Below are 16139 nucleotides of genomic sequence, written 5' to 3'. Positions count from 1 at the left end.
GGGGGGCGTCATGGCAGAAATCAAGAACTACACCCTCAACTTCGGCCCGCAGCACCCGGCAGCGCACGGCGTGCTGCGCCTGGTGCTCGAGCTCGACGGCGAAGTCATCCAGCGTGCCGACCCGCACATCGGCCTGCTGCACCGCGCGACCGAAAAGCTCGCGGAAAGCAAGACCTTCATCCAGTCCGTGCCGTACATGGACCGTCTCGACTACGTGTCGATGATGGTCAACGAGCACGGCTACGTGCTCGCGATCGAGCGCCTGCTCGGCATCGACGTGCCGGAGCGCGCGCAGTACATCCGCGTGCTGTTCGACGAGATCACCCGCGTGCTGAACCACCTGATGTGGATCGGCGCGCACGCACTCGACGTCGGCGCGATGGCCGTGTTCCTGTACGCATTCCGCGAGCGCGAAGACCTGATGGACGTGTACGAAGCGGTGTCCGGTGCCCGGATGCACGCGGCGTACTACCGTCCGGGCGGCGTCTATCGCGACCTGCCTGACGCAATGCCGCAATACAAGGCGTCGAAGATTCGCAACGAGAAGGCGCTCGCGAAGATGAACGAAGCGCGCAGCGGCTCGGTGCTCGACTTCATCGACGACTTCTTCACGCGCTTCCCGAAGTGCGTCGACGAATACGAAACGCTGCTGACCGACAACCGGATCTGGAAGCAGCGTCTGGTCGGGATCGGCGTCGTCAGCCCGGAGCGTGCACTGCAGATGGGCCTGACGGGCCCGATGCTGCGCGGCTCGGGCATCGCCTGGGACCTGCGCAAGAAGCAGCCGTACGAAGTGTACGACCGCATGGATTTCGACGTGCCGGTCGGCGTGAACGGCGATTGCTACGACCGCTATCTGGTGCGCGTCGAAGAAATGCGCCAGTCGGTCCGTATCGCGAAACAGTGTATTGAGTGGCTCCGCAAGAATCCGGGCCCGGTGATGACCGACAATCACAAGGTTGCGCCGCCGTCGCGCGTCGGCATGAAGACCAACATGGAAGACTTGATTCACCACTTCAAGCTCTTCACCGAAGGTTTTCACGTGCCGGAAGGCGAGGCGTACGCGGCAGTCGAGCATCCGAAGGGCGAATTCGGCATCTATCTGGTGTCGGATGGTGCCAACAAGCCGTATCGCCTCAAGATCCGCGCACCGGGCTTCGCGCACCTCGCGTCGCTCGACGAAATGGCGCGCGGTCACATGATTGCCGACGCCGTCACGATCATCGGTACGCAGGACATCGTGTTCGGCGAAATCGATCGCTAATGGTTGCGCCGCCTGCGCGAGCGGGCGGCGAGCAGTCAGTCACACGCGAAGTCACATGCGGTTGCGCCGAACCGGCGCGGCTTCGCAAGCTGTCAACAGTGAGCGCCAGGTCTGCCGTCCTTGCACAGCAGTGCGGCAGGTTGTTCGTTCGGTAGGAATTGAAAGAGTCGTGTCTGAAAATGATCTCAGCTGAAGGCCTGAAGGAAATCGATCGAGCGTTGACGAAGTATCCCGCCGATCAGAAACAGTCCGCCGTGATGTCGGCGTTGGCCGTCGCTCAGGAAGAGCACGGCTGGCTGTCGCCCGAACTGATGCAGTTCGTCGCGGACTATCTCGGCATGCCGGCCGTCGCCGTGCAGGAAGTCGCGACGTTCTACACGATGTACGAGCTCAAACCGGTCGGCAAGCACAAGATCACGCTCTGCACGAACCTGCCGTGCCAGCTTGGCCCGCACGGCGGCGCGGAAGCGACGGCCGACTACCTGAAACAGAAGCTGGGCATCGGCTTCGGCGAGACCACGCCCGACGGCAAGTTCACGCTGAAGGAAGGCGAATGCATGGGCTCGTGCGGCGATGCGCCGGTGCTGCTGGTGAACAATCACAGAATGTGCAGCTTCATGAGCCGCGAGAAGATCGACCAGCTGCTTGAGGAGCTCTCGAAATGACGTCCCTCCACGACCGTCACATCAAACCGCTGATCCTCGCTGGTCTGAACGGCGAGAACTGGCATCTCGAAGACTACGTTGCGCGCGGCGGCTACAAGCAGCTGCGCCGCATTCTCGAAGAAAAGATTCCGCCGGAGCAGGTGATCGCCGACGTGAAGGCGTCGGGCCTGCGTGGCCGTGGCGGTGCGGGCTTCCCGACCGGCCTGAAGTGGAGCTTCATGCCGCGCCAGTTCCCGGGACAGAAGTACCTCGTCTGCAACTCGGACGAAGGCGAGCCGGGCACGTTCAAGGATCGCGACATCCTGCGCTGGAACCCGCATGCGCTGATCGAAGGCATGGCCATCGGCGCATACGCGATGGGCATCACCGTCGGCTACAACTACATCCACGGCGAAATCTTCGAAGTGTATCGACGCTTCGAGGCCGCGCTCGATGAAGCGCGCGCCGCGGGTTTCCTCGGCGACAACATCATGGGCTCGGAATTCTCGTTCCAGCTGCACGCGCACCACGGTTACGGCGCGTACATCTGCGGCGAGGAAACGGCGCTGCTCGAGTCGCTCGAAGGCAAGAAGGGCCAGCCGCGCTTCAAGCCGCCGTTCCCGGCGAGCTTCGGCGTGTACGGCAAGCCGACCACGATCAACAACACCGAGACGTTCGCCGCGGTGCCGTTCCTGCTGTCCATCGGGCCGCAGAATTACCTCGAGATCGGCAAGCCGAACAACGGCGGCACGAAGATCTTCTCGGTGTCGGGCGACGTCGAGCGTCCGGGCAACTATGAAGTGCCGCTCGGCACGCCGTTCGCGACGCTGATGGAGCTCGCCGGCGGGATGCGCGGCGGCCGCAAGATCAAGGCCGTGATTCCGGGCGGCTCGTCGGCGCCGGTGATCCCGGGCGACATCATGATGCAGACCGATCTCGATTACGACTCGATCGCGAAGGCGGGCTCGATGCTCGGCTCCGGCGCGGTGATCGTGATGGACGAGACGCGCTGCATGGTGCGTTCGCTGCTGCGCCTGTCGTACTTCTACTACGAGGAATCGTGCGGCCAGTGCACGCCGTGCCGTGAAGGCACCGGCTGGCTGTATCGCGTCGTGAATCGTATCGAGCACGGCGAAGGCCGCCAGGAAGATCTGGACCTGCTGAACTCGGTTGCCGAGAACATCATGGGCCGCACGATCTGCGCGCTCGGCGATGCGGCGGCGATGCCGGTTCGCGGGATGCTCAAGCATTACTGGGACGAATTCGCGTACCACGTCGAGCACAAGCACTGCATGGTCGGCGGCCACGCGCACGCGGCGGCAGCCTGAAGCGAAGCACCGGTTGCGGAATTTGAGCGCACGGTCGGGCGAACGCGCGAACGGGCGGAAATAGGTTAAGGACCATTCACCATCATGGTTGAACTTGAAATAGACGGCAAGAAGGTCGAGGTGCCCGAAGGCAGCATGGTGATCCAGGCTGCGCACAAGGCGGATACGTACATTCCTCACTTCTGCTATCACAAGAAACTGTCGGTCGCGGCCAACTGCCGGATGTGTCTCGTCGAAGTCGAGAAGATGCCGAAGGCCGTGCCTGCCTGCGCGACGCCCGTGTCGGCCGGCATGATCGTGCACACGCAGTCCGACAAGGCCGTGAAGGCGCAGCAGTCGGTGATGGAATTCCTCCTCATCAACCATCCGCTCGACTGCCCGATCTGCGATCAGGGCGGCGAATGCCAGCTGCAGGATCTGGCGGTCGGCTACGGCAAGTCGTCGTCGCGCTACTCGGAAGAAAAGCGCGTGGTGTTCCACAAGAACGTGGGCCCGCTGATCTCGATGGAAGAAATGTCGCGCTGCATCCACTGCACGCGCTGCGTCCGCTTCGGCCAGGAAATCGCCGGCGTGATGGAGCTCGGCATGCTGGGCCGCGGCGAGCACTCGGAAATCACGACGTTCGTCGGCAAGACGGTCGACTCCGAACTGTCGGGCAACATGATCGACCTGTGCCCGGTCGGCGCGCTGACCAGCAAGCCGTTCCGCTACAGCGCCCGTACGTGGGAACTGTCGCGCCGCAAGTCGGTGAGCCCGCACGATTCCGTCGGCGCGAACCTCGTCGTGCAGGTGAAGAACAACCGCGTGATGCGCGTGCTGCCGTTCGAGAACGAAGCGATCAACGAATGCTGGATCTCGGACAAGGATCGTTTCTCGTACGAAGGCCTGAACAGCGAAGAGCGCCTGACGAAGCCGATGCTGAAGCAGGGCGGCCAGTGGATCGAAACCGACTGGCAGACCGCGCTCGAATACGTCGCGAAGGGCCTGAAGGGCATCGCCGCGGATCACGGCGCGAATGCGCTGGCGATGCTCGCGAGCGCGCACAGCACCGCTGAAGAGCTGTTCCTCGTGAAGCAGCTCGCCAACGAACTGAAGACGCCGAACGTCGACTTCCGTCTGCGTCAGCAGGATTTCTCGGCGCCGGTCCAGGGCGCACCGTGGCTCGGCATGCCGATCGCCGACCTGTCGAACGTGGATGCCGCGTTCGTCGTCGGTTCGTTCCTGCGCCGTGACCACCCGCTGTTCGCCGCACGCCTGCGCCAGGCCGCGAAGAACGGCGCGAAGCTGCACTTCCTGCACGCGACCGCCGACGACTCGCTGATCCCGACCGCGAAGCGCATCGTCGCTGCGCCGTCGGCATGGCTCGACGAACTGGCCGGCGTGGCCGCAGCCGTCGCGCAACTGCGCGGCGTCGCGCTGCCGGACGCGCTCGCGGGCGTCACGGCTTCGCCGGCTGCGCAAGCGGTCGCCCAGTCGCTCGCGAACGGCGAGCGCCGCGCGGTGCTGCTCGGCAACGCAGCCGTCCGTCATCCGCAATTCGCGAAGCTGCACGCCGTCGCACAGTGGATCGCCGACAACACCGGCGCCACGTTCGGCTTCCTGACGGAAGCGGCGAACACGGTGGGCGCGCACGTCGTCGGCGCACTGCCGGGCGAAGGCGGCCTGAACGCACGCGAAGCGTTCGCGCAGCCGCGCAAGGGTTACGTGCTGCTGAACGTCGAACCGGAATTCGACACGGCCGATCCGGCGCAGGCGCTTGCCGCGCTGAACCAGGCCGAGATGGTCGTCGTGATGTCGCCGTTCAAGCACGGCCTCGATTACGCCGACGTGCTGCTGCCGATCGCGCCGTTCACGGAAACGGCTGGTACGTACGTGAACGCGGAAGGCTCGGTGCAGAGCTTCAACGGCGTCGTGCGCCCGCTCGGCGACACGCGTCCGGCATGGAAGGTGCTGCGCGTGCTCGGCAGCCTGCTCGGCCTGCCGAACTTCGAATACGAAACGGCGGAAGAAGTGCGTCTCGCGGCGCTCGGCGACGCAGGCGTCGCGAACCGTCTGTCGAACCAGGCGTCGGCCGCACCGGCCCGCGTCGCGGCTGCTGCCGCGAACGGCGGCTTCGAGCGCCTCGCCGACGTGCCGATCTATCATGCCGACGCACTCGTGCGCCGCGCAGGTGCGCTGCACCTGACGGCCGCCGCGAAGGTAGCGAACGCCGCGGCCCTGCCGGCCGCGCTGTTCGACAAGCTGGGCTTGAAGGAAGGCGACGCGGTGCGCGTGCGCCAGGGCGAGCGTGCGGTGCAGTTGCCGGCCGTGCGCGACGCGAATCTTGCGGAGACGGTCGTTCGCGTGTCGGCGGCAACGCCTGCCGGCGCAGCGCTCGGCAGCCTGTCCGGTGAACTGGTGGTGGAGAAGGCGTAAATGAGCTTGTTCGATACGATCAACGCGGGCGGCGCCCAGGTTCTCGGCGTCGCGTGGCCGACGGTGTGGGCAATCGTGCGCATCCTCGTCGTCTCCGTCGTCATCCTGCTGTGCGTCGCGTACCTGATTCTGTGGGAACGCAAGCTGATCGGCTGGATGCACGTGCGTCTCGGCCCGAACCGCGTCGGCCCCGCCGGCCTGCTGCAGCCGATCGCCGACGTGCTGAAGCTGCTGCTGAAGGAAGTGATTCAGCCGAGCGCCGCCAGCCGCTGGCTGTACCTGATCGCGCCGGTCATGACCGTCGTGCCGGCGTTCGCCGTGTGGGCGGTGATCCCGTTCCAGGCCGAAGCCGTGCTCGCGAACGTGAACGCGGGCCTGCTGTATGCGATGGCGATCTCGTCGATCGGCGTGTACGCGGTGATTCTCGCCGGCTGGGCATCGAACTCGAAGTACGCGTTCCTCGGCGCGATGCGCGCCGCGGCGCAGATGGTCTCGTACGAAATCTCGATGGGCTTCGCGCTGGTGCTCGTGCTGATGACGGCCGGCAGCCTGAACCTGTCGGAAATCGTCGGCTCGCAGCAGCACGGCTTCTTCGCCGGCCACGGCGTGAACTTCCTGTCGTGGAACTGGCTGCCGCTGCTGCCGGCGTTCGTCGTCTATTTCGTGTCCGGCATCGCCGAAACGAACCGTCACCCGTTCGACGTGGTGGAAGGGGAGTCGGAGATCGTCGCGGGTCACATGATCGATTACTCGGGCATGGCGTTCGCGCTGTTCTTCCTCGCCGAGTACATCAACATGATTGTGATCTCGGCGCTGGCCTCGACGCTGTTCCTCGGCGGCTGGGACGCACCGTTCGAATTCCTGTCGTTCATTCCGGGCATCTTCTGGCTGGTGCTGAAGGTATTCGCGCTGCTGTCGGTGTTCATCTGGGTGCGCGCGACGTTCCCGCGCTACCGTTACGACCAGATCATGCGTCTGGGCTGGAAGGTGTTCCTGCCCGTCACGGTGATCTGGGTGGTCGTGGTCGGCTTCTGGATGATGTCGCCGCTCAACATCTGGGTGAAGTAAAGATCGGACGAAATCATGACGGCAATCCAACACTTCTTTAAGACCTTCTTCCTGACGGAGCTGCTGAAGGGGCTCGCGCTGACCGGTCGTTACACGTTCCGGCGCAAGTTCACCGTGCAGTTCCCGGAAGAGAAGACCCCGATTTCGCCGCGTTTCCGCGGGCTGCATGCGCTGCGCCGCTACGAAAACGGCGAAGAGCGCTGCATCGCGTGCAAGCTCTGCGAGGCCGTGTGCCCCGCGATGGCGATCACGATCGAATCGGAAACGCGCGCGGACAACACGCGCCGCACGACGCGCTACGACATCGACCTGACGAAGTGCATCTTCTGCGGTTTCTGCGAAGAAAGCTGCCCGGTCGATTCGATCGTCGAGACGCAGATTCTCGAATACCACGGCGAAAAGCGCGGCGACCTGTATTTCACGAAGGAAATGCTGCTCGCGGTGGGCGATCGCTACGAGAAGGACATCGCTGCGGCGAAGGCTGCCGACGCGCCGTATCGTTGATTGTGTTTGCAGTGCCGGCCCGGCATGAACGGGCCGAGCCGCCGCGACGGGTGCGGCACGCGAGAGCGTCCCGCAAGCCGCGCCTGACTATGGCCTAACGATGAACCGGTAATCATGGAATTCACGACCGTACTGTTCTACATCTTCGCGCTGCTCCTGGTGGTATCAGGGCTGAAGGTGATCACTTCGCGCAACCCGGTGGCGTCTGCGCTTTTCCTTGTGCTGGCGTTCTTCAACGCCGCCGCGATCTGGATGCTGCTGGAAGCGGAGTTCCTCGCGATCCTGCTGGTGCTGGTGTACGTGGGCGCCGTGATGGTGCTGTTCCTGTTCGTCGTGATGATGCTGGACATCAACATCGATTACCTGCGCCGCGACTTCAAGCGCTTCGTGCCGATGGCGACCGTCGTCGGCGCGATCATCGTGGTCGAGACCGCGCTGATCCTGTGGCGCGGCTACGGCGACACGCACACCGTGCACGCGATGGCGACGGGCGCGATGGCCGACTGGTCGAACACGCGTCTGATCGGCAAGGTGATCTACACCGACTACATCTTCGCGTTTGAAATCGCCGGCCTGGTGCTGCTGGTCGCGATCATCGCCGCGATCGGGCTGACCGAGCGCAAGGGCAAGGACAGCAAGCGCCAGCGCGTGTCGGATCAGGTCAAGGTGCGCCGCGACGACCGCGTGCGCCTCGTGAAGATGGAAGCGGACAAGCCGCAGCCGGAAACGGCGCAGAGCGAAGCCGGTACGAGCACCAACGGCTAAGCGGAGGAAAGGAAAACCATGCTGACTCTTGCTCATTACCTCGTGCTCGGCGCGATCCTCTTTGCGATCGCGATCGTCGGGATCTTCCTGAACCGCCGCAACATCATCATCATCCTGATGGCGATCGAGCTGATGCTGCTGGCGGTGAACACCAACTTCGTCGCGTTCTCGCACTACCTCGGCGACGTGCACGGCCAGATCTTCGTGTTCTTCGTGCTGACCGTCGCCGCAGCGGAAGCCGCGATCGGTCTCGCGATTCTGGTGACCCTGTTCCGTAAGCTCGACACGATCAATGTCGAGGATCTCGATCAGCTCAAAGGTTAATTTCAGGCAACGCTGTTATGTCAACGACACTCAATGAAAACCTGCTGCTGGCGATTCCGCTCGCTCCGCTGGCCGGCTCGCTGATTGCGGGGCTGTTCGGGAACGCAGTCGGGCGCAAGGGCGCACACCGGATCACGATCCTCGGCGTGATGATCGCGTTCCTCCTGTCGGCGAAAGTCTTCGCCGACGTCGTGATGGGCGGCGCGAGCTTCAACGCGACCGTCTACGAATGGATGCGGGTCGGCTCGCTGAAGCTCGAAGTCGGCTTCCTCGTCGATTCGATGACGGCGATGATGATGGTCGTCGTGACCTTCGTGTCGCTGATGGTGCACGTCTACACGATCGGCTACATGCAGGAAGAGGACGGCTACCAGCGCTTCTTCTCGTACATCTCGCTGTTCACGTTCTCGATGCTGATGCTCGTGATGAGCAACAACTTCCTGCAGCTGTTCTTCGGCTGGGAAGCGGTGGGTCTGGTGTCGTACCTGCTGATCGGCTTCTACTTCACGCGTGAGAGCGCGATCTACGCGAACATGAAGGCGTTCCTCGTGAACCGCGTGGGCGACTTCGGCTTCCTGCTCGGCATCGGCCTGCTGCTCGCGTTCGCCGGTTCGATGAACTACGGCGAAGTGTTCGCGAAGCGTGCCGAGCTCGCCAGCCTGCACTTCCCGGGCACCGACTGGGGCCTGCTGACCGTCGCCTGTATCTGCCTGTTCATCGGCGCGATGGGTAAATCGGCACAGTTCCCGCTGCACGTGTGGCTGCCCGACTCGATGGAAGGCCCGACCCCGATCTCCGCGCTGATTCACGCGGCGACGATGGTGACCGCCGGCATCTTCATGGTGTCGCGCATGTCGCCGCTGTTCGAACTGTCGGATACCGCGCTGTCGTTCATCACGGTGATCGGCGCGATCACGGCGCTGTTCATGGGCTTCCTCGGCATCATCCAGAACGACATCAAGCGCGTGGTCGCGTATTCGACGCTGTCGCAGCTCGGCTACATGACCGTCGCGCTCGGCGTATCCGCGTACCCGGTCGCGCTGTTCCACCTGATGACGCACGCGTTCTTCAAGGCGCTGCTGTTCCTCGGCGCGGGCTCGGTGATCATCGGCATGCACCACGACCAGGACATCCGCAACATGGGCGGCCTGCGCAAGTACATGCCGATCACGTGGATCACGTCGCTGATCGGCTCGCTCGCACTGATCGGCACGCCGTTCTTCTCCGGCTTCTACTCGAAGGATTCGATCATCGAGGCCGTGAAGGAATCGCATCTCGCGGGTTCGGGCTTCGCGTACTTCGCAGTGGTCGCAAGCGTGTTCGTGACGGCGCTGTACTCGTTCCGCATGTACTTCCTCGTGTTCCACGGCGAAGAGCGCTTCCGCAACCCGAAGCATCCTGAATCGCCGATGGGCATGGCGGCCGCGCACGGCCACGACGATCACGGCCACGGCCATGGTCACGACGACCACGCGCACGAACCGCACGAGACCCCGTGGGTCGTGTGGCTGCCGCTCGTGCTGCTCGCGATTCCGTCGGTCATCATCGGTGCGATCGCGATCGGCCCGATGCTGTACGGCAGCTTCTTCGAACATGGCGTGGCCTTCGACAAGGTGATCTTCATCGGCGAAAACCACCCGGGCCTCGAAGAGCTGGGCAAGGAATTCCACGGCTGGGCCGCGATGGGCCTGCACTCGCTGACGACGCTGCCGTTGTGGCTCGCGATTGCCGGCGTCGTGGTCGCGTGGTTCCTGTACCTGAAGCGTCCTGAGCTGCCTGCCGTGATCCGCCGCGCGTTCGGCCCGATCTACACGCTGCTCGACAACAAGTACTACATGGACAAGATCAACGAAGTGGTGTTCGCCCGTGGTTCGGTGGCGATCGGCCGCGGCCTGTGGAAGGAAGGCGACGTCGTCGTGATCGACGGCCTCGTCAACGGCAGCGCCAAGTTCATCGGCTGGTTCGCCGGCGTGATCCGCTTCCTCCAATCCGGTTACATCTATCACTACGCGTTCGCCATGATCATCGGCATGCTGGGGCTCCTGACCCTGTTTGTAACGCTCGGCGGCAAATAAGGCGAGGGGACAAGAACAATGCACGCTTTTCCGATTCTCAGTACCGCGATCTGGTTGCCGATCGTTTTCGGCCTCCTGGTACTCGCGGTAGGTAACGACAAAAACCCGGGGACGGCCCGCTGGGTCGCGCTGATCGGCTCGCTGCTCGGTCTCGCGGTCACGGTCCCGCTGATCACGGGCTTCGACTCGAGCACGGCTGCGCTGCAGTTCGTCGAGCAGTCGACCTGGATCGAGCGCTTCAAGATCTCGTACCACCTCGGCGTCGACGGCATCTCGATGTGGTTCGTCGTGCTGACCGCGCTGATCACGGTGATCGTCGTGATCGCCGCGTGGGAAGTGATCACCGAGAACGTCGCGCAGTACCTCGCGGCCTTCCTGATCCTGTCCGGGATCATGATCGGCGTGTTCTCGGCGGCTGACGGCCTGCTGTTCTACGTGTTCTTCGAGGCGACCCTGATCCCGATGTACATCATCATCGGCGTGTGGGGCGGCCCGAACCGCGTGTATGCGGCGTTCAAGTTCTTCCTGTACACGCTGGCCGGCTCGCTGCTGATGCTGGTCGCGCTGATCTACCTGTACACGCAGACGCATTCGTTCGACCTCGCGACGTGGCAGGGCGCCAAGATCGCGATGACGCCGCAGATCCTGCTGTTCATCGCCTTCTTCCTAGCGTTCGCGGTGAAGGTGCCGATGTGGCCGGTGCACACCTGGCTGCCGGACGCGCACGTGGAAGCGCCGACGGGCGGTTCGGTCGTGCTGGCGGCGATCATGCTGAAGCTCGGCGCATACGGTTTCCTGCGCTTCTCGCTGCCGATCACGCCTGACGCAAGCCATTTCCTGGCGCCAGTCGTGATCACGCTGTCGCTGATCGCGGTGATCTACATCGGTCTCGTCGCGATGGTGCAGGCCGACATGAAGAAGCTGGTCGCGTATTCGTCGATCGCGCACATGGGCTTCGTCACGCTCGGCTTCTTCATCTTCAACCAGCTCGGCGTCGAAGGCGCGATCGTCCAGATGATCTCGCACGGCTTCGTGTCGGGCGCGATGTTCCTGTGCATCGGCGTGCTGTACGACCGCGTGCACTCGCGCCAGATCGCCGATTACGGCGGCGTCGTGAACGTGATGCCGAAGTTCGCGGCATTCGCGATGCTGTTCTCGATGGCCAACTGCGGCCTGCCGGGCACCTCGGGTTTCGTCGGCGAGTTCATGGTGATTCTCGCGGCCGTCCAGTACAACTTCTGGATCGCATTCGGCGCGGCATTCACGCTGATCCTCGGCGCGGCCTACACGCTGTGGATGTACAAGCGCGTGTACTTCGGCGCGGTCGCGAACGATCACGTTGCCAAGCTGAAGGACATCGGCCGTCGCGAATTCGTGATGCTGGCGGTGCTCGCCGCGTTCACGATGCTGATGGGCCTGTATCCGAAGCCTTTCACCGACGTGATGCACGTTTCCGTGGAAAACCTCCTCTCCCAAGTCGCGCAGTCGAAGCTGCCGCTGGCCCAGTAATCGCGAGCGGAGGAAATCAAGATCATGAACGCTCCTATGAATGTCCTGTTGCCTGACGCGCTGGTGATGGTCGCCATCGTCGTCGCATGGCTGAACGACACCTTTACCGGTGCCGCTGGCCGTCGCCTGACCTATCTGATCGCGGTGGTTTCGTCGGTCGTCGCCGGCGTGTGGTTCGCGGTGCAGGCGCTCGACCCGCAGCCGTACTACTTCTTCTCGCGGATGGTCGTCGTCGACTCGTTCGCGAGCATGATGAAGGCCGTCGTGTCGATCGGCTTCGCGGTCTCGCTCGTCTATTCGCGCAAGTACCTCGAAGACCGCGACATGTTCCGCGGCGACGTGTTCCTGCTGGGCATGTTCTCGCTGCTCGGTCAGTTGGTGATGGTGTCGGGCAACAACTTCCTGACGCTGTACCTCGGCCTCGAACTGATGTCGCTGTCGCTGTACGCCGTCATCGCGCTGCGCCGCGATGCCGCGCAGTCGAGCGAAGCCGCGATGAAGTACTACGTGCTGGGCGCGCTCGCGTCGGGCTTCGTGCTGTACGGCATCTCGATGCTCTACGGCGCGACCGGCTCGCTCGAGCTGGGCGAGGTGTACAAGGCGGTCGGCGGCAACACCGACGCAGCCGTGCTGATGTTCGGCGTGATCTTCATCGTCGCCGGTATCGCGTTCAAGCTCGGCGCCGTGCCGTTCCACATGTGGGTGCCGGACGTCTACCAGGGCGCACCGACCGCGATGACGCTGTTCGTCGGCGGCGGCCCGAAGGTTGCCGCGTTCGCGTGGGGCCTGCGTTTCCTGGTGATGGGCCTGCTGCCGCTCGCACAGAACTGGCAGACCGCGCTCGTGATCCTCGCCGCGCTGTCGCTGATCGTCGGTAACATCACCGGTATCGTCCAGCGCAACATCAAGCGGATGCTCGCGTATTCGGCGATCTCGAACATGGGCTTCGTGCTGCTCGGCCTGCTCGCCGGCATCGTGAAGGGCGACGCGGCCGCACCGGCGAACGCGTACAGCTCGGCGATGTTCTACGCGATCGTCTACCTGATCACGACGCTCGGCTCGTTCGGCGTGGTGATGCTGCTCGCACGCCGCGATTTCGAAGCGGAAACGATCGACGACTTCAAGGGCCTCAACAAGCGCAGCCCGGTGTTCGCGTTCGTGATGATGGTCATGATGTTCTCGCTGGCAGGCATCCCGCCGACCGTCGGCTTCTACGCGAAGCTCGCGGTGCTCGAGGCGACCGTCAATGCGGGTCTCACGTGGCTGGCCGTGCTGGCCGTGATCACGTCGCTGTTCGGCGCGTTCTACTACCTGCGCATCGTCAAGCTGATGTACTTCGATGCGCCGCAGGATACGGCTCCGGTCACCGGCGATTTCTGCAAGCGCACGATCCTCGTGCTGAACGGCCTCGCGGTCGTCGTGCTCGGCCTGATCCCGAGCCCGCTGCTGACGGCCTGCCTGCAGGCGATTCGTCACACGCTGCCGCTGTAATGTCGGCAGCCGGCTGGTTCATCGTGCTGTTGGCGCTCGTCTGCGCCAACCTGCCGTTCCTGAACCAACGCCTCTTCGCCGTCGTGCCGATCGGTGCGACGAAGAAGAATGCGTGGGTTCGGATCGGCGAGCTGATCGTGCTGTATTTCGCCGTCGGCGCGCTCGGCTTCTGGCTCGAGTCGCGCGCCGGCAACCGCTTCGAACAGGGCTGGCAGTTTTACGCGATCACGTTCAGTCTCTTTGTCGTGTTCGCGTTCCCCGGCTTCACGTTCCAGTATCTCGTCAAACGACGCTGACGGCTTCGGCCGTCGCGCTCATTCTTGGAGCCGCCGATGGCCGAACTACCCAATCACGATGCCGCGCTGACCGAAACCTGCCTCGAGAGCGAGGCGATTTTCGAAGGCTCGTTCCTCAAGCTGAAACGCGATACCGTCCGTTTGCCGGACGGCAAGCAGGCCACGCGCGAATACGTCCAGCACCCGGGCGCGGTGATGGTGATCCCGCTGTTCGACGACGGCCGCGTGCTGATGGAAAGCCAGTACCGCTATCCGATCGGCAAGGTCATGGCCGAATTCCCGGCCGGCAAGCTGGATCCGAACGAAGGCGCGCTCGCCTGCGCGGTGCGCGAACTGCGCGAGGAAACCGGCTACACGGCACGCGAATACGTGTTCCTGGCCCGGATTCACCCGATCATTTCCTATTCGACCGAATTCATCGACCTGTATCTCGCGCGCGGGCTGACGGCCGGCGAGCGCAAGCTCGACGAAGGCGAATTCCTCGAAACCTTCACGGCGACGCTGCCCGACCTGCAGGAGTGGGTGCGCACGGGCCAGATCACCGACGTGAAGACGATCATCGGCACGATGTGGCTCGACAAGGTGCTGTCCGGCACTTGGCCGCTGGGTCCGGTCGAGCAGCCCTGACGACGCGTCAGCGGCGGGTGGGACGCCGCGTTACAATCGGGTGACGCGGTTGCTGGCCGGCCGCGCGATCCTGGTTTAGCACGATCGTTCACAAAAGCGCGTTTTGCGCTACACTCGTCACACGCCCTGATTCAGCATGAAGGTCCTCGATTTACAGTGCCCGCACGGCCATCGGTTCGAAGGCTGGTTCGCTTCCGCCGATGAGTTCGAAGCGCAGTTGTCCCGCAAGCTGGTCGAATGTCCGGTGTGCGGGACGACCGAGATCAACCGGATGCCGTCGGCGCCTCGCCTGAACCTGTCGGGCGCGACGCAGGCACAGCCGGCCGATCCGCGTGCGCTGCAGGCGCAGGTGATGCGCGCGCTGCGCGAGGTGCTGGAGAAGACCGAGAACGTGGGCGAGCGCTTCGCCGAGGAAGCGCGGCGCATCCATTACAACGAGGCGCCGGCACGCAGCATTCGTGGCGTCACGACGCCGGAGGATGCGCAATCCTTGGCCGAAGAAGGCATCGACGTGATGCCGCTGCCGATTCCTGCCGCGCTGAAAGAACCGCTGCAATGACGTATGCAGTGTGTCCTTGGCGGCCCGGACGGCCGCGGCCAGGAGACACTGCGCATGGATCTGGATTATTCCCCCGCCGACGACGCGTTCCGCGTCGACGTCCGCGCCTGGCTCGAGGCCAATCTGCCTCACGCACTGCGCGCCAAGGTACTCGATCACAAACGACTCGACCGCGAGGATTTCGCGAGCTGGCACCGGATTCTCGGCCAGCGCGGCTGGTCCGCGCCCGCGTGGCCGGCCGAATACGGCGGCCCGGACTGGAACGCGACGCAGCGGCACATCTGGGATGAGGAGTGCGCACGCATCGGCGCGCCGACCGTACTGCCGTTCGGCGTGTCGATGGTCGCGCCGGTGCTGATGAAATACGGCAGCGAAGCGCAGAAGCGCCATTATCTGCCGCGCATTCTCGACGGCACCGACTGGTGGTGCCAGGGCTATTCGGAGCCGGGCTCCGGATCGGACCTCGCATCGCTGCGCACGCGCGCCGAACGCCACGGCGATCACTACGTCGTCAACGGCCAGAAGACCTGGACGACACTCGGCCAGTACGCGGACATGATGTTCTGTCTCGTGCGCACCGATCCGGCGGCGAAGAAGCAGGAGGGCATCTCGTTCCTGCTGATCGACATGAAGACGCCCGGCATCACGGTGCGCCCGATCATCACGCTCGACGAGGACCACGAAGTCAACGAGGTGTTCTTCGAGGACGTGAAGGTGCCCGTCGAGAATCTCGTCGGCGATGAAAACCGCGGCTGGACCTACGCGAAATACCTGTTGGGCCACGAGCGCACCGGCATTGCACGCGTCGGCGCGTCGAAGCGCGAGCTCGCATTCCTGAAGCGCGTGGCGTCGAACCAGCGCAAGAACGGCAAGCCGCTGCTCGCCGACCCCGTGTTTGCCGCGAAGGTCGCGGCGCTCGAGGTCGAGCTGATGGCGCTCGAGGTGACGGTGCTGCGCGTCGTGAGCCGCGAGACGAGCGGCAAGGGGCCGGGCCCCGAGGCATCGATGCTGAAGATCAAGGGCACCGAGGTGCAGCAGGCGCTCACCGAGCTGATGTTCGAGGCGATCGGGCCGCTCGCCGCGCCGTTCGATGTCCCGTTCCTCGAGGGCGAGCGCGAACACAGCAGCGCGGGCGACGACGATGCGGCGCCGCTCGCCGCGTACTACTTCAATTACCGGAAGACGTCGATCTACGGTGGCTCGAACGAGATTCAGAAGAACATCATCGCGCAGATGATCCTGGGGCTGTGATCAGGGAACGGAGACAACC

Annotated in this window: 15 protein-coding genes; all 15 read left to right on the top strand. The window is 63.9% G+C overall.

The features are described 5' to 3' along the window. Positions 1–10: 10 nt before the first annotated feature. The 15 genes from NQV17_RS14980 to NQV17_RS14910 all read left to right on the top strand — a co-directional run bounded on the left by NQV17_RS14980 (position 11) and on the right by NQV17_RS14910 (position 16120). Positions 11–1264 carry an NADH-quinone oxidoreductase subunit D gene (locus tag NQV17_RS14980; protein ID WP_044844663.1) on the top strand — a complete coding sequence of 418 codons (1254 nt, stop codon included), beginning with the start codon at positions 11–13 and terminating at the stop codon, positions 1262–1264. Positions 1265–1443: 179 nt separating this feature from the next. After that, positions 1444–1929, top strand: a complete 486-nt coding sequence (gene nuoE, locus NQV17_RS14975) for an NADH-quinone oxidoreductase subunit NuoE (protein ID WP_006478266.1) — start codon at positions 1444–1446, stop codon at positions 1927–1929. Continuing rightward, entirely contained in the window at positions 1926–3236 is a 1311-nt protein-coding gene (nuoF, locus tag NQV17_RS14970; RefSeq protein WP_006756904.1) for an NADH-quinone oxidoreductase subunit NuoF, read from the top strand. Before nuoE ends, nuoF begins: the two co-directional genes overlap by 4 nt. An 84-nt stretch (positions 3237–3320) precedes the next feature. Then, positions 3321–5651 carry an NADH-quinone oxidoreductase subunit NuoG gene (gene nuoG / locus NQV17_RS14965; RefSeq protein WP_257772858.1) on the top strand — a complete coding sequence of 777 codons (2331 nt, stop codon included), beginning with the start codon at positions 3321–3323 and terminating at the stop codon, positions 5649–5651. After that, positions 5652–6719 carry an NADH-quinone oxidoreductase subunit NuoH gene (gene nuoH / locus NQV17_RS14960; protein WP_044844661.1) on the top strand — a complete coding sequence of 356 codons (1068 nt, stop codon included), beginning with the start codon at positions 5652–5654 and terminating at the stop codon, positions 6717–6719. A gap of 15 nt (positions 6720–6734) precedes the next feature. Continuing rightward, on the top strand, positions 6735–7223 hold the full coding sequence (gene nuoI / locus NQV17_RS14955; protein ID WP_011885529.1) for an NADH-quinone oxidoreductase subunit NuoI: 489 nt from the start codon (positions 6735–6737) through the stop codon (positions 7221–7223). Positions 7224–7337: 114 nt separating this feature from the next. Then, positions 7338–7988 (top strand): NADH-quinone oxidoreductase subunit J, encoded by a 651-nt coding sequence (locus tag NQV17_RS14950; RefSeq protein ID WP_044844660.1) that lies wholly within the window; start codon positions 7338–7340, stop codon positions 7986–7988. A gap of 18 nt (positions 7989–8006) precedes the next feature. After that, the gene (gene nuoK / locus NQV17_RS14945) at positions 8007–8312 is read left to right on the top strand and encodes an NADH-quinone oxidoreductase subunit NuoK (RefSeq protein ID WP_004185739.1); all 306 of its coding nucleotides are present in this window, start codon (positions 8007–8009) and stop codon (positions 8310–8312) included. A 17-nt stretch (positions 8313–8329) separates the two neighbouring features. After that, complete coding sequence (gene nuoL, locus NQV17_RS14940; RefSeq protein WP_124487230.1) at positions 8330–10387, top strand: NADH-quinone oxidoreductase subunit L; 2058 nt, start codon at positions 8330–8332, stop codon at positions 10385–10387. 18 nt (positions 10388–10405) lie between these two features. After that, complete coding sequence (locus NQV17_RS14935) at positions 10406–11896, top strand: NADH-quinone oxidoreductase subunit M (protein ID WP_044844658.1); 1491 nt, start codon at positions 10406–10408, stop codon at positions 11894–11896. Between the two features lie 36 nt (positions 11897–11932). Further along, entirely contained in the window at positions 11933–13387 is a 1455-nt protein-coding gene (gene nuoN, locus NQV17_RS14930) for an NADH-quinone oxidoreductase subunit NuoN (RefSeq protein ID WP_193759852.1), read from the top strand. Then, entirely contained in the window at positions 13387–13683 is a 297-nt protein-coding gene (locus NQV17_RS14925) for a DUF2818 family protein (RefSeq protein ID WP_257772857.1), read from the top strand. The genes nuoN and NQV17_RS14925 overlap by 1 nt, the downstream gene beginning before the upstream one ends. A gap of 36 nt (positions 13684–13719) precedes the next feature. Beyond that, positions 13720–14310, top strand: coding sequence for an NUDIX domain-containing protein (locus NQV17_RS14920; RefSeq protein WP_257772856.1), 591 nt, complete (start codon positions 13720–13722; stop codon positions 14308–14310). Positions 14311–14446: 136 nt separating this feature from the next. Beyond that, positions 14447–14869 (top strand): DUF1178 family protein, encoded by a 423-nt coding sequence (locus NQV17_RS14915; protein ID WP_006756910.1) that lies wholly within the window; start codon positions 14447–14449, stop codon positions 14867–14869. A gap of 54 nt (positions 14870–14923) precedes the next feature. Then, on the top strand, positions 14924–16120 hold the full coding sequence (locus NQV17_RS14910) for an acyl-CoA dehydrogenase family protein (RefSeq protein WP_044844732.1): 1197 nt from the start codon (positions 14924–14926) through the stop codon (positions 16118–16120). Positions 16121–16139 lie beyond the last annotated feature (19 nt).

Origin of the sequence: Burkholderia sp. SCN-KJ (assembly GCF_024656005.1) — a bacterium.
GTDB lineage: Bacteria > Pseudomonadota > Gammaproteobacteria > Burkholderiales > Burkholderiaceae > Burkholderia.
Note: the sequence above shows the minus strand (reverse complement) of the source record. Positions and strands in the feature narration are given on the sequence as shown.